The 11,439-nt window shown below is 72.2% G+C and carries 9 protein-coding genes, 1 pseudogene and 1 riboswitch; of the genes and pseudogenes, 7 read left to right on the forward strand and 3 right to left on the reverse strand.

From position 1 onward, the window contains the following. The first annotated feature begins 421 nt into the window (after positions 1-421). The 4 genes and pseudogenes from POF43_RS33900 to def all read left to right on the forward strand — a co-directional run bounded on the left by POF43_RS33900 (position 422) and on the right by def (position 3,682). Complete coding sequence (locus tag POF43_RS33900) at positions 422-1,096, forward strand: sigma-70 family RNA polymerase sigma factor (RefSeq protein WP_271315935.1); 675 nt, start codon at positions 422-424, stop codon at positions 1,094-1,096. After that, a pseudogene (gene rsrA, locus POF43_RS33905) lies at positions 1,093-1,380 on the forward strand (mycothiol system anti-sigma-R factor); the annotation flags it as partial. The gene POF43_RS33900 and the pseudogene rsrA, both read left to right, overlap by 4 nt. 588 nt (positions 1,381-1,968) lie before the next feature. Continuing rightward, positions 1,969-2,955: a tetratricopeptide repeat protein gene (locus tag POF43_RS33910; RefSeq protein ID WP_271324250.1), complete on the forward strand. Its 987-nt coding sequence runs from the start codon at positions 1,969-1,971 to the stop codon at positions 2,953-2,955. A gap of 97 nt (positions 2,956-3,052) precedes the next feature. Continuing rightward, a complete protein-coding gene (gene def / locus POF43_RS33915; protein WP_271315933.1) occupies positions 3,053-3,682 on the forward strand; it encodes a peptide deformylase in 630 nt (209 codons plus the stop codon). Between the two features lie 108 nt (positions 3,683-3,790). Here def and POF43_RS33920 read toward each other — a convergent pair whose 3' ends face one another. The 3 genes from POF43_RS33920 to POF43_RS33930 form a co-directional block, all read right to left on the reverse strand. Further along, positions 3,791-4,633, reverse strand: coding sequence for an alpha/beta fold hydrolase (locus POF43_RS33920; protein WP_271324251.1), 843 nt, complete (start codon positions 4,631-4,633; stop codon positions 3,791-3,793). A gap of 106 nt (positions 4,634-4,739) precedes the next feature. Further along, positions 4,740-5,756 carry a ribonucleotide-diphosphate reductase subunit beta gene (locus POF43_RS33925; protein ID WP_271315931.1) on the reverse strand — a complete coding sequence of 339 codons (1,017 nt, stop codon included), beginning with the start codon at positions 5,754-5,756 and terminating at the stop codon, positions 4,740-4,742. Continuing rightward, entirely contained in the window at positions 5,756-8,143 is a 2,388-nt protein-coding gene (locus tag POF43_RS33930) for a ribonucleoside-diphosphate reductase subunit alpha (RefSeq protein ID WP_271324252.1), read from the reverse strand. Before POF43_RS33930 ends, POF43_RS33925 begins: the two co-directional genes overlap by 1 nt. Positions 8,144-8,287: 144 nt before the next feature. Continuing rightward, a riboswitch (cobalamin riboswitch) is annotated at positions 8,288-8,447 on the reverse strand. 359 nt (positions 8,448-8,806) lie between these two features. On the opposite strand from POF43_RS33930, the gene POF43_RS33935 reads away from it, so the two are divergent. The 3 genes from POF43_RS33935 to POF43_RS33945 are packed head-to-tail and all read left to right on the forward strand — an operon-like array spanning position 8,807 to position 11,353. Next, on the forward strand, positions 8,807-9,745 hold the full coding sequence (locus POF43_RS33935; protein WP_271325586.1) for a radical SAM/SPASM domain-containing protein: 939 nt from the start codon (positions 8,807-8,809) through the stop codon (positions 9,743-9,745). Between the two features lie 7 nt (positions 9,746-9,752). Continuing rightward, complete coding sequence (locus POF43_RS33940; RefSeq protein WP_271325585.1) at positions 9,753-10,499, forward strand: AAA family ATPase; 747 nt, start codon at positions 9,753-9,755, stop codon at positions 10,497-10,499. Beyond that, entirely contained in the window at positions 10,496-11,353 is an 858-nt protein-coding gene (locus POF43_RS33945) for an aminoglycoside phosphotransferase (RefSeq protein ID WP_271325584.1), read from the forward strand. Before POF43_RS33940 ends, POF43_RS33945 begins: the two co-directional genes overlap by 4 nt. The last annotated feature ends 86 nt before the right edge of the window (positions 11,354-11,439 follow it).

The raw sequence follows: 11,439 nt of genomic DNA on the forward strand, positions 1-11,439 counted from the left end.
GCCTCCCCTCCGCCCCCGTTGTCCTCCGACGCCCCCGATGCCTCCCTTGCGCCCCGGACACCCCCGATGCCCCCGCCCTCCACCCGCCCCCGCCCGCGACACCTCCGGAGGACGACCCGGCGGGGGCCCGGACCAGCGGGAATCGGCTCGTGCGGCCGGCGGGAATGAATCGTGCGTACCACTGGTTCTCACCGGTGACGTCGCAGACCGCGGCAACTGCACCCCCGGAGGAAGGCAGCGCATGGGTTCACTGGCGTGCCACACCGGCGCGAAGACACCGTATTCGCCCTGGTCAGCATGGGGCACCGCGTCGCACACCACCATGCCGCCCGCGAGGGGCCGATCCGGCGGGCGGTCGCCGTCCGGGATATTCTCCGAAGCGGGCAGACCCGTTCCGGGGAGTGCCGCGGCGGCTAGGGAGGTGGGTCCGGTCACAGGGACCGACAGCGGTGCGACGGGCGAGGGACCGCGCTCCGACGAGAGCCGGACCGAGCGCAGCGCGCGCTTCGAGCGCGACGCGCTCTCCTTCCTCGACCAGATGTACTCCGCGGCGCTGCGCATGACGCGCAACCCGGCGGACGCCGAGGACCTGGTGCAGGAGATGTACGCCAAGGCGTACGCGTCCTTCCACCAGTTCCGTGAGGGCACCAACCTCAAGGCGTGGCTCTACCGCATCCTCACCAACACCTTCATCAACTCCTACCGCAAGAAGCAGCGCGAACCCCAGCGCAGCGGCACGGAGGAGATCGAGGACTGGCAGCTGGCGCGGGCGGAGTCCCACATGTCCACCGGTCTGCGCTCCGCCGAGTCGCAGGCGCTGGACCACCTGCCGGACTCCGACGTGAAGACGGCGCTCCAGTCGATCCCCGAGGAGTTCCGCATCGCGGTCTACCTCGCGGATGTCGAGGGGTTCGCCTACAAGGAGATCGCCGACATCATGGGGACACCCATCGGCACGGTGATGTCCCGGCTGCACCGCGGGCGCAGGCAGCTGCGCGGCCTGCTGGAGGACTACGCGCGCGAGCGCGGCCTGGTCCCGGCCGGCGCCGGCGGCGTCTCCACCGAGGCGCACGATCGGAAGGGTTCGGAGGAATGAGCTGCGGAGATCCGCACGAGACGGACTGCTCCGAGGTGCTGAACCACCTGTACGAGTACCTCGACCGGGAACTGTCGGCCACCGAGCGGTCCAAGTTCGAGGAGCACTTCGGCGAGTGCAACCCCTGCCTGGAGAAGTACGGCCTGGAGCAGGCGGTCAAGAAGCTCGTCAAGCGGTGCTGCGGCCACGACGACGTCCCCGGTGACCTGCGTGCGAAGGTCATGACCCGGATCCAGCTGATCAGGTCGGGCGAGGCCGGTTTCGACACCGAGTACCCGGCCGGCGTGTCCGGAACCGGGCACTCGGGGCCGGACGGTTCCGCCCCGGCGTCCCCCGGCCCGGCCGGCGCTTCGCCGGCCGACCCCGCCGAGGGGGTCGCCGACGCCTCGGCGGCCGCCCCCGCGGACGGTAAGGCCGGCGGTTCCGCCACCGGTTCCACGACGGGTTCGGCGACCGCCACCCGTACCGCCGGGTCCGCCTGAGGGCACTGCGGCCGGTCCGCTATCACTCCGCCGACGTTCCCGCGGTCAACGGGCGCGGTCCCTCCCCGGTATTCCACCCGGTCGGGCGAGGGCCGCGCCCTTCGCGTTGCCGCTATCCCCCCGTAAGGGGCGAACCGGTCGGTAATGAGCGCGGTTCCCGGTGGTCGTGGTTGGATGCGCCTACCGGGGCAGGGTTGGCGTGGCCGCTGGATGGCAAGGAGGACTGATGAGCATCGGAATCCGGGCGGAAAAGGCGGCCGATGTATGGCAGGTTGTCGCTGGGGAGGGCGACCTCCGGAGCGGGGGTGGCGATGTCCGTCCCCGGGTCGCCGGCATTCCGGTGCGGCGACGCTGACAGCAGTTACCGGCAACCGGCAGCAGGCGGGAATCGTGAGGATCTTCGGCAGAGTGCGGCACCGGCCGTCCGCCACCTGGCGGCAGGCCACCGACCGTGCCTTCACGCTGATCGACGACGGGCGCTACGACGACGCGGGCGCCCTGCTGGTCCGCGCCGCGGACATGGAGCCGTGGCTGCCCGAGTCCTGGTACAACCTGGCCCTGCTGCACAAGTTCCGGCACGACTGGGAGCAGGCCCGCTCGGCGGGGCTGCGGGCGGTCGCGCTGCTGGACCGGCACGGCGGCGCCCCGGACTGGTGGAACGTCGGGATCGCGGCCACCGCGCTTCAGGACTGGCCGCTGGCCCGCCGCGCCTGGCAGGCGTACGGCCTGCGGGTGCCGGCCGCCGAGGCCGAGGCGGCCGGCGAGGCGCCGGTGAGCATGGCGCTGGGCAGCGCGGCGGTACGGCTGTCGCCGGAGGGTGAGGCCGAGGTCGTGTGGGGCCGGCGGCTGGACCCGGCCCGGGTGGAGGTGCTGAGCATCCCGCTGCCGTCCTCCGGGCGCCGGTGGGGCGAGGTCGTGCTGCACGACGGCGTTCCGCACGGTGAGCGGGTGGCGGCGGACGGCGGGTCCTTCCCGGTCTTCGACGAGATCGAGCTGTGGGCGCCCTCACCGGTGCCGACCTGGCTGGTGCTGCTGGAGGCGGCCGACGAGGCGGACCGCGACGCGCTGGAGCGGCTGGCGGCCGACGCCGGCTACGCGGCGGAGGACTGGTCGTCCTCGGTGCGGCTGCTGTGCCGCACCTGTTCGGAGAGCCGGATGCCCACCGACGACGGCTCGCGCGACTCGCGTGACCCGCACGACCACGGCGAGCCCGGCCACCCCGGCCACCTGTCGCACCACAGCACCGGGTCGTTGTGGGCGCCGGAGCGCGAGTGCGGCATCGCGGCGCCCGCCGGGCTGGTGCGCGGCCTGCTGGAGGGCTGGGTGGCCGACAGCCCGGACACCAGGGCGTGGCGCGATCTCGAAGAGGTCTGCTGACCCCGGCGGCCGGCGGTAACACGCCGCGCCGACCTGTCGCCCGGTGGCCGTACCCTGGACGGGCAGATCCCCGGTTCAGGAAGGTGTACGGCAGACCATGACGCAGCAGGAGCAGACGATCCCGGCGGTGCCGGAGTTCGTCGACGACTCGGTGGACGCCGAGGCGCGCGAGGCCGCCCACCGAGAGCGCGGCACCGTCCGGCCCATCACCGTGGTCGGCAACCCGGTGCTGCACGCCCCGTGCGCCGAGGTGACCGAGTTCGACGACAGCCTCGCCGCCCTCGTCGACGACATGTTCGCCAGCCAGCGCGCCGCCTCCGGGGTCGGATTGGCCGCCAACCAGATCGGCGTGGCCCTGCGGGTCTTCGTCTACGACTGCCCCGATGACGACGACGTCCGGCACGTCGGCCACGTCGTCAACCCGGTGGTGGAGGAACTCCCCCCTGCGGAACGCGAGTTGGACGACTCCAACGAGGGCTGCCTGTCGGTGCCCGGCGCGTACATGGAACTGGCCCGCCCGGACCGCGCGGTGGTCAGCGGCGTGGACCTGCACGGTAACCCGGTCCGGGTGCGCGGCACCGGCTACTTCGCCCGCTGCCTCCAGCACGAGACCGACCACCTCAACGGGTACCTGTACATCGACCGGCTCTCCAAGCGCGAACGCAAGGACGTGCTGCGGCAGATGGCCGAGGGCACCCCGGCCTACGAAACGGTCCCCAACCCCTGACCCCCGCGCGGCGCACCGGCCGGGCCCGCGCCCGGCCGGCGTGCCGTCGACGCCCCCCGACCCGGGCGCGGTCCGCGGGCCGCCCGGGCGGCGCCGGAGTTCCGCCGCTCAGCGCCCGGTGTCGCGCACGAAGGTCAGCAGCGCGCCGTTGACCTCCTCCGGGTGGGTCCACGGCACGTTGTGCGGGCCGCCGGGGATCTCCAGGTACCGGGCGTCCTTCAGCAGGGCGGGCAGCCGCCGGCCGGTGGAGTCGATCGGCAGGATGCGGTCCTCGTCACCCTGCACGACCAGCGTCGGCACGTCGTTCTCCCGCAGGTCGTCGCGGAAGTCGGTCAGCCAGGTGCCCACGCAGGCCTCGGTGCCGATGGCGGACGCGCCGGCCGCCACGTTCCACTGCGCCTGCCACGCCTGGTCGCTGATCCGCGAACCGTGCAGCTTGTCGACGTTGTTGAAGTCGTCGAGGAACGCCTTGAGGTACGCCGGCCGGTCGGCCCGGATCGCCCGGACGATCTCCTCGAAGACGGTGCCCGGCACGCCCTCCGGGTTGTCGTCCGCCTTCAGCAGGTACGGCGGGATCGGCGCGATCATCGCCGCCGCCCGCACCCGTTGCGACCCGTACCGGCCCAGGTAGCGGGTGACCTCGCCGGTGCCCATCGAGAAGCCGGCGATCGTCATCTCCCGCAGGTCCAGCGCCTCCACCAGCGCGTTCAGGTCGGCGGCGAACGTGTCGTAGTCGTAGCCGGTCACCGGCCGCGACGACAGGCCGAAGCCGCGCCGGTCGTAGGTGATCACCCGCCGGCCCGCCTTCAGCAGCCCCGGCACCTGCCGCTCCCACGACTGCCCGTCCAGCGGGAACCCGTGGATGAGCACCACCGGATCCCCGCTGCCCCAGTCCTCGTAGTGCAGCCTTACGTCCTGCGCGTTCTCCTTGCCCACCGTGACGAAACCCATGAATCTCTCCCGGATCGGGGATACGCATACGGTTCCATCGCAACCCCCCGCACGGGTGATCGCATCTCGGCGGCGCCGGGCCCGCCCCGGTGCGCGGCGGGCCGGGTCAGAAGTCGTCGTCGAAGGAGACGGAACCCTCGACGGCGACCTGGTAGGCGGAGGGACGGCGTTCGAAGAAGTTGGTCAGCTCCTGGACGTTCTGCAGCTCCATGAACGAGAAGGGGTTGGTGGAGCCGTAGCGGACGGGCAGGCCGAGGCGGACCAGCCGCTGGTCGGCGACCGCCTCCAGGTAGGAGCGCATGGAGTCGCTGTTCATGCCGGGCAGCCCGTCGCCGCACAGGTCCTGGGCGAACAGCAGCTCCGCCTCCACGGCCTCCTCCAGCATCGCGGTGACCTGCCGGGCCAGCTCCTCGTCCCACAGGTCCGGCTCCTCCTCCCGCACGGTGTCGACCACCCGGAAGGCGAAGTCCATGTGCATCGACTCGTCGCGGAAGACCCAGTTGGTGCCGGTCGCCAGCCCGTGCAGCAGCCCGCGCGAGCGGAACCAGTACACGTAGGCGAACGCGCCGTAGAAGAACAGCCCCTCGATGCAGGCGGCGAAGCAGATCAGGTTGAGCAGGAAACGCCGCCGGTCCGCCTTCGACTCCAGCCGGTCCAGCTTCTCCACGCTGTCCATCCAGCGGAAGCAGAACCGCGCCTTCTCCCGGATCGACGCGATGTTGTCCACCGCCGCGAACGCCGCGGTCCGGTCCGCCGGATCGGGCAGGTAGGTGTCCAGCAGCGTCAGGTAGAACTGGACGTGCACCGCCTCCTCGAACAGCTGGCGCGACAGGTACAGCCGCGCCTCCGGGGAGTTGATGTGCTTGTAGAGGGTGAGCACCAGGTTGTTCGACACGATCGAGTCACCGGTGGCGAAGAACGCCACCAGCCGCCCGATGAGGTGCTGCTCGCCGGCCGACAGCTTCGCCAGGTCGGCCACGTCGGAGTGCAGGTCCACCTCCTCAACGGTCCAGGTGTTCTTGATCGCGTTGCGGTAGTGCTCGTAGAAGTCCGGGTAGCGCATCGGGCGCAGCGTCAGCTCGAAGCCCGGGTCGAGCAGGTTCTTCACGGGTGAGGTGGTCATTACTGGCAGGCCTCGCAGGACTCGGGGTTCTCCAGGGAGCAGGCGACGGCGTCGGCCTCGGCCACCTGCGGGGCGGGGACGGCGTCGGCCGCGGGCGTGCCGCCGGCGGCGGCCCGGGCGATCCGCGTCGCCGGGCGCGAGCGCAGGTAGTACGTGGTCTTCAGGCCCTTCTTCCAGGCGTAGGCGTACATTGAGCTGAGCTTGCCGATGGTCGGCGACGCCATGAAGAGGTTCAGCGACTGCGACTGGTCGAGGAACGCGGTGCGCTCGGCGGCCATGTCGATCAGCGCGCGCTGCGGCAGCTCCCACGCCGTGCGGTACAGCGCGCGCACGTCGGCCGGGATCCAGTGGAAGTCCGCCACCGAGCCGTTGGCCTCGCGCAGCGCGTCACGGGTCTGCGCGTCCCACACGCCCAGCCGCTTGAGGTCGGCCACCAGGTAGGAGTTGACCTGGAGGAACTCACCGCTGAGCGTCTCGCGCTTGAACAGGTTCGACACCTGCGGCTCGACGCACTCGTACGCCCCCGCGATCGAGGCGATGGTCGCGGTCGGCGCGATCGCCAGCAGCAGCGAGTTGCGCAGCCCGGTCACCGCCATCCGGGCCCGCAGCGCCTCCCAGCGCCCGCCCCAGTGCCGGGCCACGTCGTAGTGGTCCGGGTGCAGCACGCCGCGCGCGGTACGGGTCGACTCCCAGGCCGGCAGCGGCCCGTGCCGTTCGGCCAGGTCGCAGGACGCCTCGTAGGCGGCCAGCATGATCCGTTCCGAGATCATCGTCGACAGCCGGGTCGCCTCGGGGGAGTCGAACGGCAGGCGCAGCGCGAAGAAGACGTCCTGAAGGCCCATGACGCCCAGACCCACCGGGCGCCAGCGGGAGTTGGAGGCGGCGGCCTGGCCGGTGGGGTAGAAGTTGATGTCCACCACCCGGTCCAGGAACGTCACCGCGGTGCGCACGGTGGCGTCGATCCGCTCCCAGTCCAGCGCATCCTCCAGCGCGGCGCCGGGCGCGGCCAGGTGGGCGGCGAGGTTGACCGACCCCAGGTTGCACACCGCGGTCTCGCCGTCGTCGGTGACCTCCAGGATCTCGGTGCACAGGTTGGAGGAGTGCACGACCCGGCCCGGCTCCGCGGTCTGGTTGGCGGTGCGGTTGGCGGCGTCCTTGAACGTCATCCAGCCGTTGCCGGTCTGCGCGAGGGTGCGCATCATCCGGGCGTACAACTGGCGGGCCGGCACCGCCCGCACGGCCTTGCCCTCCCGCTCCGCGCGGCGGTAGGCGTCGTCGAACTCCGCCCCCCACAGGTCGACCAGTTGCGGCACGTCCGACGGGGAGAACAGCGACCAGTCGGCGTCCGCCTCGACCCGGCGCATGAACTCGTCCGGGATCCAGTGCGCGAGGTTGAGGTTGTGCGTGCGGCGTGCCTCCTCACCGGTGTTGTCCCGCAGCTCCAGGAACTCCTCCAGGTCCGCGTGCCAGGTCTCCAGGTACACGCAGGCCGCGCCCTTGCGCCGGCCGCCCTGGTTGACCGCCGCCACCGAGGCGTCCAGGGTGCGCAGGAACGGCACGATGCCGTTGGAGTGCCCGTTGGTGCCGCGGATCAGCGAGCCGCGCGAACGCACCCGGGAGAACGGCAGGCCGATGCCGCCGGCGTGCTTCGACAGCCGGGCGACCTGGTGGTAGCGCTCGTAGAGGGAGTCCAGCTCGTCCAGCGGCGAGTCCAGCAGGTAGCAGGAGGACATCTGCGGGTGCCGGGTGCCGGAGTTGAACAGCGTGGGGGAGCTGGGCAGGTAGTGCAGGTCGCTCATCAGCCGGTACAGCGAGACGACCTCGTCGACCGCCGCCGCCGAGTCGCCGTCGGCCAGCCCGCACGCCACCCGCAGCAGGAAGTGCTGCGGGGTCTCGATGACCTGACGGGTCAGCGGGTGCCGCAGCAGGTAGCGGCTGTGCAGGGTCCGCAGCCCGAAGTAGCCGAACCGGTCGTCGCCCGCCGGGTCCACCGTCGCGTCCAGCCGTGCCGCGTGCCGGGCGGCGAACGCGGCCGTGGCGTCCGCGATCAGCCCCTCGCGGGCTCCGGTGGCCACCGAGCCGGAGAAGGACTCCACGCCCTGGCCGGCCGCCTCGTCCCGGATGGTCCGGGCCAGCAGCCGGGCCGCCAGCCGGCTGTACTGCGGGTCCTGGGCGATCAGCCCGGCCGCCGCCTCGGTGGCCAGCGCCCGCAACTCCGCCTCGTCCGACCCCGCGTGCCGGCCGCGCAGCGCGGCTGCGGCGACCTGGCCGGGGTCGGTGTCCGGCAGGTCGGCGGTCAGCGCGGTCAGGGTGCGCAGCAGCGCGGTGCCGGGCGCGTCCTGCCCGCTCCGCTCGGCTGAGACGGGGTCTGCGGGGGCGATGGTCACGGCGGGTCCTCTCCTGGTACACGGCGGCTGCGCGGGAGAGGGCGCGCGGCGGCGCGTGCGGGCATGGCCGCATCGCGTCCGCAGGCCCAACCCGCGAGGCACGGACAACTCGGCGCTCCGGCGCGGACCGTTCGTGGCGGCGGCCCGGAGGGCAGGCTGCCGGCAGGTATCCGGACTCCCGGACGCACGCGGACGCGCGCCCTCATACCGTTGCGGGACAGTCCCGGATTCGCACCGGTGTTCCCCTGCGGCGACAGCAGGTCGAGCATACATCTAGTGCCGAGCCATCAAGCTCCCCCCAGATGTTGTGTTGTGGGAGTGTCGCGGGAATAAAAACCAAGCCGCCCCCGTACGTCACGGCTCCGCCGGGAACGCCCCGTCCCGCCCCGCGCCGGGGACGTCGGCGCGGGGCGGCGCGGGGGGCGGGGCGGGCGTGCGGGGGCGGTGGGGGAGGGCTGTGCTGTGCGGGCCGCGGCGCCCCCGCCCCCGCCGCGGACCCCCTCGCGTCCCCTGCGCGCCCACGGTTCCACCCCCGCCTGCGGGGACCGGTCGCGTTCGGGAGGCGGGTGGATCCCAGCCGGGTGGAGAGCCTTCTTCCGGCCGATATGCCGGTCATCGGCCGGGCTGGGCATTATCGCGCCGTAACGCGGGAACTGCCCCGGCATGCTGCCGTTGCGGCGTTCGTCGAGGAGGGAAGCCGTGCCTGAACTCAGGTTCGCCTGGCTGGAGATCACCGGGAAGTGTCAACTCGCCTGCGGGCACTGTTACGCGGATTCCGGCCCTGGGGGAGATCACGGTTCCATGCGGGTCGACGACTGGCGCCGCGTGATCGGGGAATTGGCCGCGTTCGGCGTGACGATGGTCCAGTTCATCGGCGGCGAGCCCATGCTGCATCCCGATCTGCTCGTGCTGATCGAGTACGCGTTGGGCAAGGGGCTCCGGGTGGAGGTCTTCTCCAACCTCGTCCACGTGCCCGCCGCCGCGTGGCCGGTCCTGGAACGCGTGGGCGTGTCGCTCGCGACCAGCTACTACTCCGACGACCCGGCCGAGCACGCCGGGATCACGGGTCGGCCGGTTCACGCGCGCACCAGATCCAACGTCGCCGAAGCGGTGTCGCGGGGGATCGCCGTCCGGGCGGGGGTCATCGACGTTCTGCCGGACCAGCGGGTCGGTGCCGCACAGCGGGAACTCGCCCTGCTCGGGGTCCCGCTGACGGGCACGGACCGGGTGCGCAAGGTCGGGCGTGGCGTGCGCGGGTGCCGTTCCGACACCTCGCAACTCTGCGGCCACTGCACATCGGGGGTGGTGGCGATCTCCCCGCACGGGGCGGTGTGGCCTTGCGTCTTCTCCCGCTGGCTGCCTGTCGGGAACGTGTTGGAGGCATCCCTTGCCGATATTCTGGGCGGCCCGGAGACCGAGCGGATACTGACCGGGCTGGAGGAGGACTTCGCGGCGAGGAAGCCCGCCGTCGCCGGCGAAGGGACGGAGCTGTGCGATCCCCAGTGCGGCCCGGCCTGCGGTCCGGCCTGCCACCCGTCGTGCTGGCCGACCGGGGCCGGCCCGTGCACTCCGAACGGGGGCTGTCAGCCGAATTACGACTAGGAGCGGCGTGTTCATCGACCGGGTATTCGTGCCGGAGGGACTGGCTCCCGACCAGGAGGAGCGCGCGCGGTGGCCGTTCGGACTGCCGTGTGTCGCTCAGTTGCTCCAGGAGGGGCTGGCCTTCACCGCACCGGTGACCTTCCTGGTCGGGGACAACGGCTCGGGCAAATCCACCCTGGTGGAGGCGATCGCCGAGAGCTTCCAGCTGGACGCCGGCGGTGGCCGCCTGGCCCGGACGCGCGGGCGGCCCGACCCCACGAAGACGCCGCTGGGCGAGGTACTGAGAGCCGACACCACCCGCGCGGGCGCGCGGATGCTGGCGGGGCCGCGGCAGAAGAAGAAGGGCTTCTTCCTGCGCGCCGAGACCGCGTTCGGCATGACCGAGAACCTCGGCGGCGTCCCCGGGTACTGGGATCAGGACACCAGCGCCATGAGCCACGGAGAGGGGTTCCTGACCGTCTTCCAGGCGATGTTCGACACCCCCGGCTTCTACGTCATGGACGAGCCGGAAGCAGCGCTGTCCTTCACCTCCTGCCTCCAACTGGTCGGCCTCATGAGCCGGTTGGCCGACAGCGGGGCACAGGTCGTCTGCGCGACGCACTCGCCCCTGCTGGCGGCCACTCCCGGCGCGGACATCATCGAGGTCGGTGAGGAGGGCTTCCGGCGCGTGGCATGGGACGAACTGGAGCTGGTGGACCACTGGCGCCGCTATCTGAGCGACCCGAACGCCTACCTGCGCCACATCGTCGCGTGACCGCCGGCGATCACGACGTGGGCGAGGCCGATCGGCGCTTCCGCGTCTGGATGCGGGCCAACCTCGACCTCGCCGCGGCGCGGTTCGGCCTCAAAGTGACCGGCGAGCCCGTCTTCGGCTGGCGCGATCGCTCCGTCGCCGCCGTCGCCACCCTCGCCGGCCCCGCCGCCGGCGGGCCGAACGGTGGTCGCTGGTTGCGGGTCGTCTCCGAGCAGCTCCAGTGGGCACACGGCCGCGCCTGGACGGGCAACGCCGACGCCGGTGTCCTCCACGGGCTGCCGAAGCCGCACGTACTCGACGCACACGAGTGGGCCGAGGGCGACTGGCGTCGGCAACGTGCCGAAGTCATGACCCTGCTCCCCGGATCGCCGTGCTCACCCACCGACGTGGCGGCCGGCCCCCTCGACCCGGACAACGGATGGTGGAAGGGACTCGGATCGGCCCTTCACCGTCTGGCCGCCACACCGACCGATCGCGTCGCCATCGACCAGGAAAAGGTTGACCGCCGTGTGCGCGCCGCGTACGGCGAGGAGGCCGACGTCCGGATCCACCGGTGGGAGACGGTCCACGGAGATCTCCACTGGGCCAACCTCCTGACCCCCCTCGGCATCGTGGACTGGGAACTGTGGGGCCGCGGCCCGGTGGGCACCGACGCGGCGACGCTCCACTGCTACAGCCTGACCGTTCCGGATCTGGCGCGTCGGGTGCGCGACGAGTTCCCGGTGCTGGACACCCCCGACGGACGGCGGGCCCAGCTCTACGTCGCGGCCAGGCTGCTGCACCGCATCGGGTTGGGCGACCACCCCCGCCTCGCCGACCCCTTGCGGAACCACGTCCGCGCCCTCCTGCGATGATGTGGTCGCCGCCGGGAACGCACCCCGCCCCGCCCCGCAGGCGCTCGCACCGTCCGGCGCGTCCTCGCCCCTGACGCCGCCGGAAC

Origin of the sequence: Streptantibioticus silvisoli, from assembly GCF_027947535.2 — a bacterium.
Lineage (GTDB): Bacteria > Actinomycetota > Actinomycetes > Streptomycetales > Streptomycetaceae > Streptantibioticus_C > Streptantibioticus_C silvisoli.